Genomic DNA, 20662 nt, shown 5'->3' on the forward strand with positions numbered 1-20662 from the left:
TTAAGGAAGGATTTAAAAAATAGCCCATACTCATAACGATTATGGGCTATTTACAACCAAACTTAAACTTAACTTAACTTTATTATTTTCCGCGTAATTCCACGCCTTTGATTGTGATACCGCCAGGAGCAATTCCACCACCGCATCTAATCATTAAATAAATTTTACCTGTAATATCAAATTTTACAACATTACTGATTTTATCTAGTTTTGCATTTTTAGTACATCCTATAGCAGATAATTTACCAGAAACTGGAGTGTTTCCACAACCATCCCAAGTATTTAGACCCATTACTTTTCCTCCATCGGCGTAATCTCCAGTAATTGTTGCAGGGTCAACTTTACCAGCATAAACTTCAAACCACATATCTTTTGAAGCACCGCCAGAAACAACCATGTCAATTGTATATTCTTTGTCTTTAATAACATCGATTGCCTGATAGATTCCAGCATGACCACCGTTTACAGTAGCACCTTTTGCACTATATGTCCAATCTGCGCCTGCACCATAAATAACTTTTTTCCAGTTAGCTTGATCAGCAGCAGTTGCGAAAGAACCACCTTTTACAAGGTTACCTTTTACAGGATCTGAAGTTGCAACAACAACTTGAGTACTTGCAGTACCCAAAGCTCCTCCTGCTCCAACAGCTGTGTGTGTAATTGTGTAAGTTCCTGCATCTGGAAGAACAATAGTTTCAGTCATTTTTCCTGGCGAAGCACCAGTTCCAGTATCCCACATTGATGAGATTACACCTTTAGGCTGCGCAACTGCAAGGTAAGTGTTTACTGCACCAGCAACTGGTGTAAAAGTAAACGAAGCATCAACGTTTGAAGCAACTAAAGTATTTGGATTTACTTCATCATCGCAACTTGTTAGTGTTCCTAATGCTAAAGCTAGCATTAGGTATACACTTCTTTTTATATTTATATTTAGGTTCATTTTTTTCGGTTTTTTTGGTTAATTCTACTATTGATAGTTAGGATTTTGTTTCAATTTAGTACCATTAAGTTCAGTGTATGGTATTGGGAAAATTTCATCTGTACCAGCATTGAAACCTCTGTCAGATAATGCAGCAGCTGCATCTCCCCATCTTACTAAATCAAAAAATCTATGTCCTTCACCAGCTAATTCCATTCTTCTTTCAGCTTTGATAGCGTCTAAAGTTACAGGAACAGATGCCAAACCAACTCTAGCTCTAACTGCATCAAGCAATGCTTGCGCTCTAGGCCCAGAACCTAATGCTTCTGCCTCCATTAAGTAAGTATCAGCAAGTCTGATGATGTAAGAATCTTGTTTGTAGTTTAACTCCGCAGCACCTCCACCTGTACGAACATCAGCTGTTCTTGGAAGGAATTTGTTCAAGAAATAACCTGTGTCTTGGTAACCTCCGATATAGTCAGCTTCACCTGCAGTTTTAAGTGCTTTTACGTCAAGAATTGTAGCTGCAAAACGTGGATCGTTTTTCATGAAATCGTACAATTTTTGAGTAGGAACACTAAAACTCCATCCTGCTGGAAGATCTGGCGCGTTAGATCCTTTTTTAGAATAACCTCTAGGTCCAACCATAACGTTTAATGAGTTTCCTTCATCTCTTCCAGAACCCCAGAAATCCCAGTTTGAGTTACCTGCACTAGAGTGAGATACTTCAATTAAAGACTCTGCATTGAATTTGTTAGCCACTACCCATAAATCACTGAATTTAGCAAGCAATTTATTTCCGTATTGATTTGTCTGTCCTGGAGTTCCATTTACTTGAGCCAAAACTGCAGCTGCATCAGCTTTTTTACCTTCAAATAAATATACTTTTCCTAGTAATGCTTGTGCAGCACCTTTATTAAATCTTCCACCTTCAGTTGCTACATCAACCGTATTTGGCAAAGCAGGAATTGCTTCAAGCAAATCTTTTTCGATTTGTGCGTAAACTGCTTCTGGCGTAGCTTGTTCTGGGCTGTAAATAGTACCAGTGTTCAAAGGCTCCAAGATTAAAGGAATATTTTTAAACAATCTTACCAAATTGAAGTAGTAAAGAGCACGAAGTGTTTTTGCTTCTGCAATAAATCTCGTTTTCTTATTAGCATCCATAGTGGCAGCTGGAATTTTTTCAATCAAAATGTTTGCTCTAGAAACACCTTGGTAATGATCACTCCAAAAACTTCCCGGAATAAGTATAGAGCTAAGCGAGTGTGTAGAGAAATTTTGAATTCCAGTTCCATCTGTAGGACCTCCTCCACCAGCATAGAAATCATCAGATCCAGCATTTAGCATTGCTACTAAGTTTTCAAAACCACCAGTATTTTTTCTAATTGGATCATAGGTTCCAATCAAAGCGGCATAACACTCTGATTCATTAGAAAAGTAAGTACTAGTATCGAATTTTCCTTGCGGGTCAATGGTTACGAAATCTTCAGAACAAGATCCTAAAGCTGCCATTGCCAATGCAATATATATGTATTTAAAATTTTTAGTTTTCATAATTCTTTAATTTTTTAAAATTGAATGTTTGCACCAAACAGAATCGATCTAGCTTGTGGATAAACTCCTTTATCTACTCCATAAACCTGACCTCCAATTTCTGGGTCATATCCAGTATATTTCGTGAAAGTGACTAAGTTTTCTCCTGTTAGGTAGAAACGAACTTTATCAGCACCAATTTTAGAAGATATACTACCTGGCATTGTGTATCCAAGTTGAACAATTTTTAAACGTAAGTAATTACCATTTTCTAAATAAAAATCAGACATGTTAGTGAAGTTTTTATTTGGATCATTATTACTTAATCTTGGATAATCATTTGAAGTTCCTTCACCAACCCAACGCTCTAAAGCTTTAGTCTGGTAGTTTGCATTCAAGATATCAAGTCTTCTTAAACCTTGGAAAATTTTACTTCCTGCAGATCCTTGAGCAAATGCCATGAAATCAAAGTTTTTGTAATCTAAGTTCACAGTAAGACCAAAAGTATATTTAGGCAAGTTAGTTCCTAAGAATTGTTTATCATCATCAGAAATAGCTCCGTCACCATTTGAATCTACCCAACGGAAATCTCCAGGTCTAGCATTTGGTTGGATTAAACCACCTGATGCGTTTTTGTAAGCTGCAACTTCGCCTTCATTTTGGAAAATTCCAGCAGTTTTGTAACCATAGAATTCATTGAAAGAGTGTCCTACTTGAGTTCTTGTTACAGGTCCCATAGACTGGAAAGAAGCATCACCAACAATGTAGTTTGTAGATGAACCTACATAAGTGATTTCATTTTTTAAGTAAGCAACGTTACCATTAACTCCTAAGTTAAAGTCACCAAGTCTTTTCTTGTAACCTAATTCAATCTCAAAACCGCTGTTATTCATATCTGCAATGTTTGCAGAAGGAGCGTCAACAACTCCTACATATCCAGGGATAACAACATTTCTTAAGATTCCTGTAGTTGTTTTTTTGTAGTAATCTGCAGTAAGTGTGAAATCATTGAAAAGTTTTGCATCAAGACCAATTGTTGTTTGTGCAGTTTCTTCCCAACCTAAATCAGCATTTGGCAAAGTAGAGTTTCCGTAACCAGTTGTAATATTACCAGTGTTTCCAACTGCATAGTTATAACCTCCAACAACTAAAGCTCTATATTTGAAATCATCGATGTTATCGTTACCAACAACTCCGTAACCTCCACGTAATTTTAATGTATTAACCACATTATTTTCTTTCCAGAATCCTTCTTTAGAAATAACCCATCCTAAAGAGAATGAAGGGAAAACTCCGAATTTTTTGTTTTCACCAAAACGAGTTGATCCATCACGACGAACGATTCCAGTGAAAAGGTATTTCTCTTGAAAATCGTAGTTAGCACGCAAGAATAATGAAGCCAATTTGTGCTCAGTTTTATCACTTGTTGATGTCGATCTATCAGTCTGTGGAATATCGAAGTTCCAAGAAGCATCTCTGTAGCTTGTTATTGGAAGACCAAACATTGTAGTATTAACAGTAGTACCAATATTTTCAACATAAGCACCTTGTCCAGCTAATACATTTACAGTATGATCACCAAATTTATTAGAATAAGTCAAAATGTTTTCAAGAGTCCAAGCAAATGATTTCTCATTATTCTGATTGAAATTGTTTCTATCCGCTTTAACGTTTGGATTCAAGAAGAAAACAGGAGTAAATGCCTGACTTCCCCAGTAAGCTAATTTACCACCAAGTGTAGTTCTAAATTTTAAATGAGATGTAATGTTAGCCTCTAAGTAAGCGTTTCCAACAAAATCATCAGACCAGTTATAGCCACCTAATCTTGTTTGAGTATAAGCCAATGGGTTGCTCATCTCTTGCTGAACTAAAGTAGAGATTCCGTAAGGGTTTCCATTTGCGTCTCTAACAACATTTGGATTTGTATAAAAACCTGTATTAGTAATAGCAGGGTCTGTTTCAACTAATGGAGTAATAGGATCTAAGTTGATTGCAGAACTTAAAGGTCCTCCAAACTCACTATTTGTGTTTCCAAGTGAAGCAGATTTTTGGTGTGTATATCCAAAAGTTTGTCCGAAAGTAAAATACTCCGAAATTTTATGAGTTGAGTTTAAACGGAAATTTTTCTTTGTATAGTTAGAAATATCAGTTGTAACAATACCTTCTTGATCTTGGATTCCGAAAGAAGCATAAAAAGTAGATTTTTCACCACCACCGCTGAAGCTTAATTCGTGCGTGTATCTGAAAGCTGATTTATTGAAAATTGCATCTTGCCAATCAGTACCTTTACCTAAAGCAGACGGATTTGCATATTTAATAGGACCACCATCAGCTAAAGATTTTTCATTCATAATTGCACCATACTGAGTAGCATTAAGCATATTTAATACTTTAGCTGGAGCAGAAACACCTGCAAATCCATTATAGTTTACAGAAATTTTACCTGATTTACCTTTTTTAGTAGTAACCAAGATAACTCCAGTTGCAGCACGAGTTCCATAAATCGCAGCCGAAGCAGCATCTTTAAGAACCTCAATAGATTCGATATCACTTTGATTGATGAAACCAATTGCACCAGCATCTACTGCAATACCATCAATAACCCATAGAGGATCATTTCCACCTTCTCTAAAAGTAGTTATACCTCTAATACGTACCTTCGAAGCTGAACCTGGCTGTCCAGAAGTAGAAGCAACAGAAACCCCTGCAACTCTACCTTGTAAAGACTGTTCAACGCGCCCGTTTGGTACTTTCTCTAAATCTGCAGCTTTAACACTAGAAATTGCTCCAGTAACTACTGATTTCTTTTGAGTACCGTATCCAACAACCACAACCTCATTTAATGACTGTGATTCTGGTTTTAATTGAAAATTAATTTTTGTCCTTCCGTTTACAGCTTCGCTAATTGTGCTGTAACCAATAAAAGTAACTGTCAAAACACCATTTGACGGTACTTGAATCTGGAATTTTCCATCAAAGTCTGATGCAGTAGACTTTTTTGTACCTTTTAATACAATAGTTGCACCAGGAACTGGCATTCCACTCTCATCATTTATTATTCCGTTTACCGTGACATCCTGAGCCACAGCTATAACCGAGAATAACAGAGATGAAATACAAAAAATAAGTAATTTTGTTAATTTCATTTTTCTAAAAATTTTGGTTAATTAATTAGTAATTTGATGCAATAATAATGTTATTTTTTTACTATTAGCAAGTAAAATTCACTACAAAAACACATCAAGTCAATTTTTTATACATTACAAAAACACATCATTTTTTTTTCAAATAATTGATTTTCAATAAATTGAAATTAAAATTTAAGATGTTATCAAAATGTTAATTATAAAAATAAACACTACAGTTGTACAAGATTGCTTATTTTTATCAATAAAATAGCTTTCTACAACGAGATAGTAGCGATGTTTACTTTATAAAACACTACAAATAAGACATTTAACGTGTAAAATTTTAAAATTCCAAAAATTTTTATGAAATTGAGAAAATCATATTTTATTATTACTTTTTTTACATTATTCACAATCAGTTTTTTTGGCCAAGTTAAAAACATTGGCCTACCTGATGTAAGAAATTACAGACGAAATGAATATAAAGGAGGAACTCAAAACTGGAATATTGGACAGGATAAGAACGGAAACCTTTATTTCGCAAACAATAACGGTCTTTTACAGTTTGACGGTTCTTCTTGGAGAAAATATCCGCTTCCTAATTTAACTTCTGTACGATGTTTAAAAATTGCTGATGATGGGAAAATTTTTGTGGGCGGTTATAATGAGTTTGGATATTTCAAACCAAACGAAAAAGGAAGACTACAATACACATCATTATCTAAACAGGTAGATAAAAATAAAATCAAGATAATCGACTTTATCTGGAAGATTCACAACATCGGAAATCAGACCATTTTTCAATCTTTCGCAAGAGCATATATCTTTAAAAACAATAAACTGACAATTTTAAAAGCTCCTAAACGATTTCAGTTTTCTTTCGTTGTAAATAATAAACTTTATTTTCAGGATATTGAAAAAGGAATATTAGAATATAAAAACGGTAAGCTATATTCACTACCCAACACTACAAGCTTTAACAATACTGAGATTTGGGCCATGTACAGCTTAACAAAAGGCAAAATCTTAGTAATAACACTTGAAAAGGGCTTGTTTATATATGAAAACAATACTGTAAAACCTTGGAATACTGAAGCAAATAATTTTGTCAAAAAAAACAACTCACTAGGCGGTGTTACAATAAACAACAACTTTATTGTTTTAAATTCTGTTTTGGACGGAATTGCAATATGCGATTATAATGGAAAAATAATTCAGCATTTAAATCGAAAGAAAGGCTTGCAAAACAATACCGTTTTAACATCTTTTATAGACAACAAAAACAATCTTTGGCTTGGTCTCGACAATGGTATTGCATTCGTAAACGAAGGATCTCCGTTTACTTACTTTGGCTTCAGCTATGACATTAGTACTGTTTATGCATCAGTGGTTCACCAAGGAAACCTTTATGTAGCAACGAATCAAGGTGTATTTTATCATGCATGGAATAATAGCTTCAAAGAAGATACTTTTAAGCTTGTTGAAGGAACAACGGCACAATCGTGGAACGTTCAAATAATTGACAACCAACTTATTTGTTCCAACAACCGAGGAGCGTTGGTTATTTCAGGAGGAAGAGTTACCAATACAATTGATTCTAAAGGATATTTTGGTTTTAAAAGTATTCCAAATCATCCTGGATATTTTATTGGTTCGAATTATGACGGTTTTGCCATTTTTCAGAAAACAGCGAATGGCTTAGTACATAAAAGCCAAGTGATTGGCTTTGATAAATCGTCAAATAGTTTTGAGCTTGATGATTCTTATTTATGGCTTAAAAAAGATGAATCCATCTACCGAATGTCTCTTAGCAATGATTTGACAAGATTCTCCTCAATCAAAAAAATTGATCAAATTACGCCACAATTCAAAAACATAGGTAGTATTCAAAAAATTGACCATCAATTATATTTCCAGACAAATAATCATTTTTACAAATATTCTAAAGAACAAGATTTGTTTTATGAAGACAAAAACATGTCTAAATTGTTCAAAAATATTCCAATTATAAATAGTTTAACTCAAGATTCTCAGTCAAATTTATGGTATGCCTTTGACGAATCTCTTGGCGTTTTGATGAAAAAAAACAATTACTATACTAATATTGTTGCGCCGTTTTCAAATTTGACTGGTAATTTAGTGAGCAGTTATTTATCTGTTAATACCATTGATTCAAACAATATTTTTATTGGATTAACGGACGGATTAGCGCATTATGATCCGGAATTGCTAAATAATTTTGTTACCAAACCAAAAGCTTTTATTCGAAGTTTTTCATTTCCTGGCGACACCATTATATTAGGAAATAACCAGAATAAAATTGAAAACATCCGAATTCCATACTCTTCAAATCACGTGCGTTTCACATTTTCATCTCCAACATATGAAAATTTAGAAAATGTTGAATTCTCCTACCAATTAGAACCTTTTGACGACAAATGGAGCAATTGGTCAACTATTTCCATAAAAGAATATACCAACCTTCGCGAGGGAGAATATACCATGAAAGTAAAAGTAAGAAACAGTTACGGGATTCAATCTGAACCGTCGACAATATCATTTACTGTTTCTCCGCCTTGGTACCGACATTTCTTGGCATTAATGATTTACTTTATTTTAATCATTATTGCTATTTATGTGATTTCTGATCGAATAAAAATGAAGATCAGAAAAAACAAATATTATGAAACAATCGAACAAAGAAGATTGTATCTTGAAAAAGAATCAAGAATTAGACAAGAACAATATGATCTTGAAAAAGAAATTGAAAAACTGAAGAATGATAAACTTCAAATCAAAATCTTAGCAAAAGACAAAGAACTAGTAAACAACTCTTTGCAGGTTGTAAAGAAAAACAAAATCTTGAACGGGATTATTCACAAATTAAAAGAGATTGATGTTGAAGCACTTGATGATTCAACGAAATTTCAAGTCAGCAAGCTTAACAAAAGTATTGTAAAAGAAGTAAACACAGATAAAAGCTGGAAAGACTTAGAAAAACACATCAAAAATGTTCATTTTGAATTCTTAAAACGACTAAAAGAAAAATACCCAACTATTTCACCACGCGAACTTGATTTGTCGACTTATTTATTAATGAATATGTCTACAAAAGAAATTGCAGAAATTATGAATATTTCAACAGGCGGAGTTGAATTAGCCCGATATCGTCTGAGAAAAAAACTTGGACTTAATAAAAAGGAAAATCTAATTGGATTCTTAATGAGTATCTAAATAAAAAAGCCATTCGTTGTTGCGAATGGCTTTCTTTTATGAGATATATTCCAATGTTCGTTCCAAAGCCATTCCTCTGGAACCTTTTATCAAAATTGTATTATCTTTAAAATGAAGCGTTTTTAAGTAAACTGAAAAATCATCAAATGTTTCAAAAAACTGAAGTCTATCATTCGAAATCTTGTTCTCATAAAACATTTTCCCTATCAAATAACAAAGTGATTCGCTTTGATTTGATAAAGATTCTACAATAATTTTATGCTCTTTAGGACTTTCTGCTCCTAATTCAAACATATCTCCCAAAATCATTATTTTATTCTGATTATCTAATTGTAGAAAGTTAGCGATTGCCACAGCCATACTACTAGGATTAGCATTATAAGCATCTAAGATAATTTGATTGGAACCTTTTTTTAATAATTGAGATCTATTGTTTTCTGGAATGTAATTCTCAATTGCTTCTTTAACTGCCTCGTCAGCCACTTTAAAATAATGGCCAATAGAAACTGCGGCATTTATGTTATTTGAATTGTATAAGCCAATCAAATGCGATTCAACACTAAAATTTTCATAATCGATCACAACAAAAGGATTTGCTTCGATCTTTTTGATATTTAGATCGGCCTCTTTATTATTTAATCCGAAAGTAAATGATTTTATTCCAGCAGATTTTTCAATCTGAATTGGATCGTCAAGATTTACAAAAGCAGTTTTATCGTTTTTTGCCAAATATTGATACATTTCACTTTTGCCTTGAATCACACCTTCAACACCTCCAAAACCCTCCAAATGTGCTTTTCCAAAATTGGTTATATAACCATAATCTGGCTGCGCAATTTCACATAAAAATTCAATTTCTTTTTTATGATTGGCGCCCATTTCTACGATCCCCACTTCCGTTTCCTTAGTAAAAGAAAGCAAAGTCAAAGGCACACCAATATGGTTGTTTAAATTTCCAACAGTAGCCTTTGTTTTGTATTTCTTGGAAAGAACAACATTGATAAGCTCTTTAGTTGTCGTTTTTCCATTGCTTCCCGTTAATGCCACAATAGGCAATTTTAAATAAGATCGATGAAACTTAGCCAATTCCTGCAATGTTTCTAAACTATTTTGAACCAGAATAGTCCTTTCGTCTACAAAGTAGGATTCATTGTCTATAACAACAAATAATGCACCTAATTTCAATGCTTCTTCTGCAAAGGTATTCGCGTCAAAATTTTCTCCTTTAATAGCAAAAAACATAGACTCGTTTTCAATTTTTCTTGTATCAATTGAAAGCGATTTGCACTGCAAAAAAAGATTATGAATGTCTTGAATATTCATTTATATATTTTTTAATAGATGATAAAAGTAGAAAAAAAACAACAAAAAAATTCCAAATTCCAAACTGAATATACAGCTTTTGGAATTTGGAATTTTTTATATTGGAATTTCTAAATCTTAATTCCTTGGTGATTTTCTTTTTTCAGATTTAGAACCTACTCTAGACATTGCACATCTGAAACCAATGTAATCAGTTGCCATATCTTGAGGGAAATATCTTCTTTGAGCTGGATCTAACCAGTAAGCTCTGTCTCTCCAAGAACCTCCTTTATAAACTCTTACTTTATCATCGATTAAAGTAGTACGTTTACTTGAGTTGTCATATTTTCTGATCATTGTTCCTAAACTGTCAGTAGTAACATTATGTTTAGGAGAGTTGTACATTGCCTGATCAGCTTTAGGACCTGACTCTGAATCACCGAAGTCAAAATATCTAGAAGATTGTTTATCACCATCTCTATAGTTGATATTATTGCTTGTGCTAAAGTTTTGTCTCAAATAAGTCTCTTGTTCATCAACTGGAACCTGAGCAATTTCTCCTGGAAGATTTCTTGCTACAACTTTACCGTTGCTTAAAGTATCATATTTAATGTTAGAAGTTGAAACGATTTCGATTTTACCATCTTTGCCAATTTTATTTTTAGCATAAAGGTTACCTCTAAAGTAGTTGAAGTCGTTTGCTTCGTTATCGATAATAGGTCTGTAAACATCGGCTACCCATTCTGCAACGTTACCAGCCATGTCATACAATCCAAAATCGTTTGCTGCATAGCTTTTTACTTTATTAGTAATATCAGCTCCGTCATCAGACCAACCTGCAATTCCACCGTAATCACCGTTTCCTTGTTTAAAGTTAGCTAATTGATCGCCTCTGTTTTTACGTTTAGATGAACGAGTATAATCTCCAGACCAAGGATATTTCTTTTGTCCTTTGTAAATATTGTACTCTCTTTGTCCAACATCAGCAGCTGCCGCATACTCCCATTCTGCTTCAGTTGGAAGTCTGTATTCTGGCAAAATAACTCCTGAAGAACGTTGTGCATATACATTTTTCTCTTCTGGAACTACTCCATCTTTTCCTGCTTTAGGTCTTCTTCCGCTAGGGTTTTTCTTTAATACAATTTCTTCATTACCTCCGTAAGATGTAGATGGAGAAGCTAAGTAAGCCTCAGTATTAAATAAACTTTCAGCGCTTACATCTTGGGTTTTAGCACCTTTTTTGATGTATCCGTCTTTTTCTAAAACAGCTTCGTTTACACGGTCTGTTCTCCATTTGCTGAATTCAACAGCCTGAATCCAGTTTACACCAACTACAGGGTATTCAGCATAAGAAGGATGTCTTAAGTAGTTATTAGTCATCGTTTCGTTATATCCTAAACGATTTCTCCATACCAATGTATCAGGAGACGCTCCTTCATAAATGTTTTTGTAATTTTCTTCTGTTGGAGGGAAAACTTTTTTCAACCACTCAAGGTATTCTAAGTACATACCATTCGTAACTTCGGTTTCATCCATATAGAATGACTGAACGTGTTGTTGAGTTGGCGTGTTATTCCAATCGTGCATAACATCATCCTGTACTTTACCCATAGTAAATGTACCTCCTTCAACAAAAACTAAACCAGGACCAGCCTGTTGTTTTTTCCCTGCATTTCTAGCAGCCGTTCCATTCTGACTATCTACATCCCATCCTGTCGCTCGAGAAGCGTGAGAGGAACTCGATTTTTTGCTACAACTAGCCGTGCCCAACATCAATACCATTGACATCATTAATTGCAAGACTACAATTTTGTTTACTTTCATACTCATTCTTAGGTGATAAATTTAGGTGTTGCAATATAATAATTAACATTTAATTAGCAACATCTGTTCTAATAATTTTATTTAGCTGTTTTTTACCAGAAAATAACCTATAGTTACGAACGCAAAAATATACTTTTTATTATTACTATAACATTAAATACTATATTTTTACTTACTAAAATATTTTGTAAATAATTTCGTTTTCTCAACCTATGAAACAAGCCTTGATTTTATATTTTTTTTTAATTCCCATTCTTACTTTTTCTCAGGTAAATGGGAGCTTAACGATAGATTGGCAAGGCAAAAAAGAAATGAGTTTTGGCGATTTCAAAACTACAATTCCTTATTTTTCTGGAAACAGCTTTCGGTATGATACTACTAAAAAAAACATAACACTGCTCCTTAATGTAAGCGAATCGAACTACACGGCAAACACTTCAATTCAATTATCGAATATTATTTATGAAGCAATTTCAGTTAATGATCTTGGTGATTTAACCACAGAAAACATTCCTGAAAAACCAAATGAAACGTTAAAAACGACTTCTTCGAGAGGTCAAAGGCAAATTTTTCTATCGCTTTCACCAATTATCCGAGAAGGAAATAGCTTTAAACGAATCAAATCTTTTTCGTATTCTTCAATCGGGACAACATCAAAAAATAGCAGCACTTTTTCGTCTCAAAAAACCAACATCATATCTAATTCTGTTTTAGCATCTGGAGATTGGTATCGCTTTTACATCGAAAAATCAGGCGTTTACAAAATTTCAAAATCTTTCTTGCAAAGTTTAGGCTTTGATCCTAGCAAAACAGATCCACGAAGAATTAAAATATATGGAAACGGAGGAAGAATGCTTCCTTTAGCCAACAACACTTATTACCCAAATGATTTAACAGAAAATGCAATTCAAATTATTGGCGAAACAGACGGAATCTTCAACAATGAAGATTATATCCTGTTTTATGCCGAAGGAGTTGAGAATTGGAACTCTGAAAGCCAGACCAATCTTAATTTATTTGACTCAAAATCTTATTATTATATCACAACTGTTGGTGGCGATGGAAAACGAATTTTAAACTTAGGTCAGCCTTCTGGCAGTACTACTTTAGAACTGAACACGTTTGATGACTATCAATACCACGAAATTGACCAAACCAATATTGCACATTTAGGCCGCCAATGGTTTGGAGAATCATTTGATATTAATCAAGAACAGGAATTTACTTTTGCCTTTCCAAATTTAGACACATCAGTTCCAGCAAAAATAGAAGTTGTTGCCGCTTCTGCTGCCTTTACTCCCACTTCGTTTGCAGTAAGCGCAAATGGACAAAGTATTGGAAATATCAATTTCAACACACTCGTCTCTAGTTCAGATATTAAATTTTATACTGGCAAATTACCCGCAAACACCACTTTTACAGGTTCTGAAAGCGTTAAAATAAAACTTACCTATAATAATAACGGCGTACCAGGATCAAAAGGATATCTCGATTACATTAATATAACCGCAAAAAGAAAACTATTAGGAATAGGAAAACAATTCAAGTTCCAATATGATTTGGCTGGCTCGACACCTGGAATTGTAAATTACACCATTGGAAACGCAGCCGGAGTATCTCAGATTTGGGATATTACCGACACCTATAATGTTTCTAAAGTTGAAAACTCAAATCAAGCCAATTTTAGCTTCAAAGCATCGCTGGGAGAAATCAGAAAATATATTGCCATTGATGCTTCAGATTATTTTACACCTCTAAAAGAGAGTCAGTCAAAGGTTACTAACCAAAATCTAAAAGGAACTCTTTTCAAAAATGCTCAAAACAGCTTTCAGGATATTGATTATGTAATTATTTCACCTAAATCTTTAGTTTCGCAGGCCGAAAAATTAGCCGCTTTTCACCGAAGCTACTCAAATCTGAATGTAAAAGTGATTCCTTTAGAAAATATCTATCAGGAATTTTCATCAGGAAAACAAGACATTGCCGCCATCAGAAATTGCATCAAATATATTTACGAAAACGCATCTTCGCCAGATAAAAGAATTAGGTATGTAAATTTATTTGGAGATGCTTCATATGATTATAAAGACAGAATTTCAAATAATACTAATATTGTACCTATATATCATTCCATAATAAGCAACACCACAGGCGAAGCTTCATTTGCATCTGATGATTTTTACGGATTAATGGATGCTGATGAAGGAAATATTACCAATTTTTTTGGCGGAATTGACATTGCAACAGGCAGAATGCTTGTTTCTGACAATGCACAGGCCAGCGAAATGGTAAATAAAGTTTTGGAATATCACGATATAAAATCATACGGAAACTGGAGAAACAATTTTGTATTAATAAGCGATGATTCTGACCAAAGTTCTGACGCCACACTCCAATCGCGCCAAAATACTTTAGCAGATGTTATTGCTACGCAAAAACCTTTTTTCAATATTGACAAAATCATTTTAGACTCCTACACACAGGAAGCTTCAGCAGGAGGATCGAGATACCCTAAAGCTCGAACCGATTTGTTTAATGCTTTTGAAAAAGGCGCTTTAGTTTTCAATTATCTCGGACACGGCGGTGAAGATGGATTAGCAAGTGAACGAATTTGGGAGAAATCAGACGGACAAAATCTTAATAATCAATATAAGTATCCTTTATTTATTACAATTACCTGCGAATTTTCCAGATTTGATGACCCAACTCGACCTACTGCAGGAGAATACACGTATTGGAATCCGAAAGGAGGTGCAATTTCAATGTTAACTACAATTCGTTCTATTGGTCAGTTTAACGCAGAAAATTTCAACGACAGCCTGAGCAAAAATTTACTTTCGTACGGATCGAATCAATATACAACCATTGCCGAAGCGCTTAGAATTTCAAAAAACGAAAACCCAAGTTCTTCTAGCAATGTCATTTTTTATATTGGAGATCCAGCAATAATGCTTGCCATTCCAAAACCCCGAATCAATTTAACAAAAGTAAATGATATTGTGATTTCTCAACCCATTCCAGATTTGAAGTCTCTTTCAAAAATTAAGATTTCTGGCGAAATTACCGATGAAAACAATACGCTTTTAAGCAATTACAATGGTGAATTAGCAACGGCAATTTTTGACAAACTAATCACGGCATCTACCCTAAATAATGACGGATTCAGCCCAGTAATGTCATTTAAAACTTTAGGCGAAACTATTTTTAGAGGAAACGCCACTGTCACAAACGGCCAGTTCGAATTTAGTTTTGTTGTTCCAAGAGACATTCGAATCGCTGTCGATTATGGCCGAATCAGTTTTTACTCTAAGAAAAATCAAGGATTAGAAAATCAGTCTGGATATAACACCACCATAAAAGTAGGAGGTATAAACGAAAATGCACCTCAGGACAATATTAGTCCAAAAGTGAAGTTATATATGAACGATGAAACATTCGTTTCGGGCGGTATAACAAATGATTCTCCATTCCTTCTAGCATTTCTGGAAGATGAAAACGGAATTAATACCGCAAGTGGAATTGGGCACGATATTGTTGCAATACTAGATGGAGACGTCAGCAATCCATACATTTTGAATGATTATTATCAGACAAAATTAGATGATTATACAAATGGAAATTTACGCTTTCCGCTTCGAGATTTAAAAGCCGGACTGCATACAATAACTTTTACCGCATGGGATGTTTACAACAACCCTGTTACAAGTGAAATACAATTTATTGTTGTTGGAGATGAATCATTATCTTTAACCCACGTTCTTAATTACCCAAATCCGTTTTCAACTTACACACAATTTTGGTTTTCACACAATAGACCTTATGAACCATTGGAAGTTCAGGTACAGGTTATGACTATTACAGGAAAGGTAGTCTGGACAACAAACCAAATTATTACAACAGAAGGATTTCTGTCAAGGGAAATATCCTGGGACGGAAAAGACGATTATGGTGATCGGATAGGTAAAGGAGTTTATATTTATAAATTGACTGTCAAATCAAATTTGACAAACAAAAAAGCAGAAAAATACGAAAAGCTTGTCATCCTATAATAATATATATATTTGTACCATAAATACCATTATTTCCCTAAATGAAAAAAATATCACATTTATTAATTTGTTTTTTAATTATAACGTACGCAAAAGCCCAAGAAACTCGACCAATCACCACTGGAGTTCCATTCCTATTAGTTGCTGCCGATGCAAGAGCAGCGGGTTTAGCTGATCAAGGAGTAGCTACTTCGGCAGACGTTTTCTCGCAGCAGTGGAACCCTGCCAAATATGCATTTTCTACAGATGCACAAGGACTTTCAATCAGTTACACTCCTTATCTTACTGACTTAGCAAATGATATTTCATTAGGCCAATTAACCTATTACAATAAAATCAGTGATCGAAGCGCATTTGCAGCAAGTTTTCGTTATTTTGGTTTTGGAGACATCGAACTAAGAAGAACGGGTGATCCAAATGAAATTCCAAACATCGTATCACCAAACGAAATTGCCCTAGACGGATCATACTCACAAAAGCTAAGCGAAACCTTTTCGATGGCCGTTGGAGCACGATATATTCGCTCTAATTTAAAAGTTGCTTCAGAAGATGTAGATGCAACTGCAGGAACTTCATTTGCCGTTGATGTTGCCGGATTTTATCAATCTGAAGAAATCGCGTACAGTGATTTTAACGGAAGATGGAGAGCAGGATTTAATTTTCAGAATATAGGACCAAAAATCAGCTATGACAATGACGATTTGAGCAGTAATTTTTTACCTGCAAATATGCGTCTTGGAGGTGGTTTTGATTTTATACTTGATGACTATAATAAAGTAGCAGTAAGTCTTGAATTCACTAAACTACTTGTACCAACTCCTCCAGGACCTGGAACACCAGTAGATTTAAATGGAGATGGTGATTATACTGATCCAGGAGAAACCACACAAGAACAAGCAAACACAATTGCTTACAATAAATATAATGACATAGGGTGGTTTGAAGGAATTTTTAAATCTTTTGGAGACGCTCCAGGCGGATTTAGTGAAGAATTGAAAGAAGTTACCTATAGTCTTGCAGGAGAATATATGTACCAAGATGCATTTGCATTACGTGCCGGATATTTTCATGAAAGCCCTCAGAAAGGAGCCAGACAGTTTTTTTCTTTAGGAGCGGGTTTCAAATATAACATCGTAAAAGTTGACGTTTCATACTTATTCTCAACTTCAAAAGTTAAAAATCCGTTAGAAAACACACTTCGTTTTTCTTTAACGTTTAACTTTGGAGACAAATATGACGAATATTAAACGATCTAAATAAAAAAATAACAACAATCCAAATTTCTATTTTTAGGAATTTGGATTTTTTTTCCCATAAAAACAATGAAAGAAATCAATATCACAACTTCATTTTTAGCTTATAACGACATTAAAGAACTTTCAGAAGAAATTCAGGATTTAATGAGCCAGGCTGTTGAAATTAGAAAAAAAGCCTATGCACCCTATTCACAATTTAAAGTCGGAGCCGCTTTGTTGCTTGATAACGGAAAAATAGTTTTAGGATCAAATCAGGAAAACGCGGCATATCCGTCAGGGTTATGTGCAGAGCGTGTTGCAATTTTTCATGCCGGAAGCATTTATCCAGAAGCAAAAATTTTGAAAATAGCCATTACAGCTGCTTCAGATACCAATCAGACAACCGCTCCTATTCCTCCATGCGGTTCTTGCCGACAATCAATTGCAGAATACGAAATCAAACAAGATACCCCTATCGAAATCTATTTTATGGGTGAAATTGGCGAAGTTTATAAATCGGCATCCCTAAAAAATTTGCTTCCTTTTATGTTTGACAAAAAGTTCTTGTAAAAAAAAGCCAAAAAGTAGCGTTTAAATTTTAGTTCTTAAATGTAATGTCTTATTTTTGCATCCCGACCTTTCGGGCGCAAATTTGTGGGAGGAAACTATTTTGCGTTATAGGCAACAATTGATAACACAAACAAACTTTAGCAAAAGAAAGAATTCAGATGAAAGAAGTTACAAAAGAAGTATATTTAAAGTGGTACGAAGACATGCTGCTTTGGAGAAAGTTTGAAGACAAACTTGCAGCGTTATACATTCAACAAAAAGTTAGAGGTTTTTTACACCTATATAATGGTCAGGAAGCTGTATTAGCGGGTGCATTGCACGCTATGGACCTGACTAAAGACAAAATGATTACTGCTTACAGAAATCACGTTCAGCCAATTGGTATGGGAGTTGATCCTAGAAACGTAATGGCAGAACTTTTAGGAAAAGCAACAGGAACTTCTAAAGGTATGGGAGGTTCTATGCACATTTTCTCTAAAGAACACCGTTTTTATGGAGGTCACGGAATCGTTGGTGGACAAATCCCTGTGGGAGCTGGTTTAGCTTTCGCTGATAAATATTTCAACACTGGCGGTGTAACTATGACTTATTTTGGCGACGGTGCTGCTAGACAAGGTTCTTTACATGAAGCTTTCAACATGGCTATGTTATGGAAACTTCCAGTTGTATTTATCGTTGAAAACAACGGTTACGCAATGGGAACTTCTGTAGAAAGAACTGCAAACCACACTGACATCTGGAAATTAGGTTTAGGTTATGAAATGCCTTGCGGACCTGTTGACGGAATGAATCCTGTAAAAGTTGCTGAAGCAATGCACGAAGCTATCGAAAGAGCGCGTCGTGGAGACGGACCAACTTTCCTTGAAATGAAAACGTACCGTTACAGGGGACACTCTATGTCTGATGCACAATTATACCGTTCTAAAGAAGAGGTTGAAGAGTACAAAAAAATCGACCCAATTACACAAGTACTTGATGTAATCTTGGATCAAAAATATGCTACAGAAGAAGAAATTGAAGTTATTGACCAAAGAGTTAAAGACTTAGTTGAAGAATGTCAGAAATTCGCTGAAGAATCTCCATATCCAGACTTACAACAATTATACGATGTAGTATACGCACAAGAAGACTATCCATTTACACCTCATAAACTATAACATCATGGCGATTAAAGTAACAATGCCTCGTTTGAGCGATACTATGACGGAAGGAACGGTAGCGACTTGGTTAAAAAAAGTAGGCGACAAAATTAGCGAAGGAGATATCTTAGCTGAAATTGAAACAGACAAAGCAACTATGGAGTTCGAATCTTTTAACGAAGGAACTCTTTTACATATTGGAATTCAGACTGGAGAAACTGCTCCGGTTGATTCATTATTAGCAATCATTGGTAACGAAGGAGAAGATATTTCTGCTCTTTTAGCTGGTGGTGATGCTCCTGCTGCTGAAGCTCCAAAAGCAGACACTCTGGTTGCTGAAGCAAAAACTGAAACTGCTGCTCCTGCAAAAGCTGCAACAGAATTACCAAAAGGTGTTGTAGTTGTAACTATGCCACGTTTGAGCGACACAATGACGGAAGGTACAGTAGCAACTTGGTTGAAAAAAGTGGGCGATGCTGTAGCTGAAGGTGATATTTTAGCAGAAATTGAAACAGACAAAGCTACTATGGAGTTTGAGTCTTTCAATGCTGGAACATTATTATACATCGGAATTCAAGAAGGAAACACTGCGCCAGTTGACAGCTTATTAGCTATCATTGGACCTGCAGGAACTGACATTTCTGGAATTGCTGAAAATTATACTGCTGGAGGCGCTGCAACTGCAAGTGCTCCTGCAACTGAAGAAAAAGCTGCACCTGTTGCTGAAAAAGCGACTGAAGCTGTTGCTGAGACTTCAAACGGAGGAAGAATTTTAGCTTCACCTTTAGCTAAAAAAATCGCTTCTGACAAAGGAATCCAATTAACTCAGGTTAAAGGTTCTGGAGAAAACGGACGTATTGTAAAAAGCGATATCGAAAACTTTACTCCATCTGCACAGGCACAACCTGCTGCTGCTTCGGCTCCTGCTGCTAAACAAGAAGCATCTGCTCCTGCTGCACCAAAAGTATTTGTTCCTGCTGGAGAAGTTTTCACAGAAGAGATCAAAAACTCTCAAATGCGAAAAATCATTGCTAAACGTCTTGCAGAATCTTTATTTACAGCTCCTCACTACAACTTAGTGATTGAAGTAAGTATGGACGAAGCAATGCAAGCAAGAGCTGCTATCAATAGCGTTCCAGATACAAAAGTATCTTTCAACGATATGGTAATTAAAGCTTGTGCTTTAGCATTGAAAAAACATCCAAAAATCAACTCTACTTGGAAAGAAGATGCTATCATCATCAACCACCACGTAAATATTGGTGTTGCTGTAGCAGTTGAAGACGGATTAGTAGTTCCTGTTTTGAGATTTACAGATGCTATGAGTTTATCTCAAATTGGTGGCTCAGTAAGAGATCTTGCGGGAAGAGCTAAAAACAAAAAATTAGGACCACAAGAAATGGAAGGAAGTACTTTTACAGTATCTAACCTTGGAATGTTTGGTATTACTGAATTTAATTCAATTATCAACCAGCCAAACTCTGCTATCCTTTCTGTAGGTGCAATTGTTGAGAAACCAGTAGTTAAAAATGGTCAAATCGTAGTTGGAAACACAATGATGCTATCTTTGGCGTGCGACCACAGAACAATTGACGGTGCAACTGGCGCTCAATTCTTACAAACATTAAAACAATACATCGAAAGCCCTGTTACAATGTTGGCATAATTCTTTGTCAACCTGAGCGAAGTCGAAGGTAATTTATAATTAAATCCCGTTTTGTTTATTCAA

General features: G+C 34.9%; 11 protein-coding genes. 6 read left to right on the forward strand and 5 right to left on the reverse strand.

Annotated features, from left to right (window positions below; translation table 11 throughout):
* Nucleotides 1-82 precede the first annotated feature (82 nt).
* From EV145_RS00185 to EV145_RS00195, 3 genes are read right to left on the reverse strand one after another with little or no spacing between them, the layout of a single operon-like run.
* Nucleotides 83-940, reverse strand: a complete 858-nt coding sequence (locus tag EV145_RS00185) for a hypothetical protein (protein WP_133523240.1) — start codon at nucleotides 938-940, stop codon at nucleotides 83-85.
* A gap of 27 nt (nucleotides 941-967) precedes the next feature.
* Entirely contained in the window at nucleotides 968-2473 is a 1506-nt protein-coding gene (locus EV145_RS00190) for a RagB/SusD family nutrient uptake outer membrane protein (RefSeq protein WP_133523241.1), read from the reverse strand.
* A 14-nt stretch (nucleotides 2474-2487) separates the two neighbouring features.
* Nucleotides 2488-5598, reverse strand: a complete 3111-nt coding sequence (locus EV145_RS00195) for a SusC/RagA family TonB-linked outer membrane protein (RefSeq protein ID WP_133523242.1) — start codon at nucleotides 5596-5598, stop codon at nucleotides 2488-2490.
* 345 nt (nucleotides 5599-5943) lie between these two features.
* Between EV145_RS00195 and EV145_RS00200 the strand changes: the two genes are divergently transcribed.
* Nucleotides 5944-8814: a triple tyrosine motif-containing protein gene (locus EV145_RS00200; RefSeq protein ID WP_133523243.1), complete on the forward strand. Its 2871-nt coding sequence runs from the start codon at nucleotides 5944-5946 to the stop codon at nucleotides 8812-8814.
* A 36-nt stretch (nucleotides 8815-8850) separates the two neighbouring features.
* Here the strand turns inward: EV145_RS00200 and EV145_RS00205 are convergent, their stop codons facing one another.
* Together EV145_RS00205 and gldJ are read right to left on the reverse strand one after the other, a co-directional pair.
* Nucleotides 8851-10137, reverse strand: a complete 1287-nt coding sequence (locus tag EV145_RS00205) for a UDP-N-acetylmuramoyl-tripeptide--D-alanyl-D-alanine ligase (RefSeq protein WP_133523244.1) — start codon at nucleotides 10135-10137, stop codon at nucleotides 8851-8853.
* Nucleotides 10138-10254: 117 nt separating this feature from the next.
* Entirely contained in the window at nucleotides 10255-11940 is a 1686-nt protein-coding gene (gldJ, locus tag EV145_RS00210) for a gliding motility lipoprotein GldJ (protein WP_133523787.1), read from the reverse strand.
* A gap of 212 nt (nucleotides 11941-12152) precedes the next feature.
* On the opposite strand from gldJ, the gene porU reads away from it, so the two are divergent.
* The 5 genes from porU (at nucleotide 12153) to EV145_RS00235 (ending at nucleotide 20599) form a co-directional block, all read left to right on the forward strand.
* The gene (porU, locus tag EV145_RS00215; RefSeq protein ID WP_133523245.1) at nucleotides 12153-15989 is read left to right on the forward strand and encodes a type IX secretion system sortase PorU; all 3837 of its coding nucleotides are present in this window, start codon (nucleotides 12153-12155) and stop codon (nucleotides 15987-15989) included.
* A gap of 41 nt (nucleotides 15990-16030) precedes the next feature.
* Complete coding sequence (porV, locus tag EV145_RS00220; RefSeq protein WP_133523246.1) at nucleotides 16031-17236, forward strand: type IX secretion system outer membrane channel protein PorV; 1206 nt, start codon at nucleotides 16031-16033, stop codon at nucleotides 17234-17236.
* Nucleotides 17237-17311: 75 nt separating this feature from the next.
* On the forward strand, nucleotides 17312-17794 hold the full coding sequence (gene cdd / locus EV145_RS00225; protein WP_133523247.1) for a cytidine deaminase: 483 nt from the start codon (nucleotides 17312-17314) through the stop codon (nucleotides 17792-17794).
* A 158-nt stretch (nucleotides 17795-17952) separates the two neighbouring features.
* Nucleotides 17953-18951: a pyruvate dehydrogenase (acetyl-transferring) E1 component subunit alpha gene (pdhA, locus tag EV145_RS00230; RefSeq protein ID WP_035645485.1), complete on the forward strand. Its 999-nt coding sequence runs from the start codon at nucleotides 17953-17955 to the stop codon at nucleotides 18949-18951.
* 4 nt (nucleotides 18952-18955) lie between these two features.
* Entirely contained in the window at nucleotides 18956-20599 is a 1644-nt protein-coding gene (locus EV145_RS00235; protein WP_133523248.1) for a pyruvate dehydrogenase complex dihydrolipoamide acetyltransferase, read from the forward strand.
* The last annotated feature ends 63 nt before the right edge of the window (nucleotides 20600-20662 follow it).

This window comes from Flavobacterium sp. 245 (assembly GCF_004362055.1).
Classification (GTDB): Bacteria; Bacteroidota; Bacteroidia; order Flavobacteriales; family Flavobacteriaceae; genus Flavobacterium.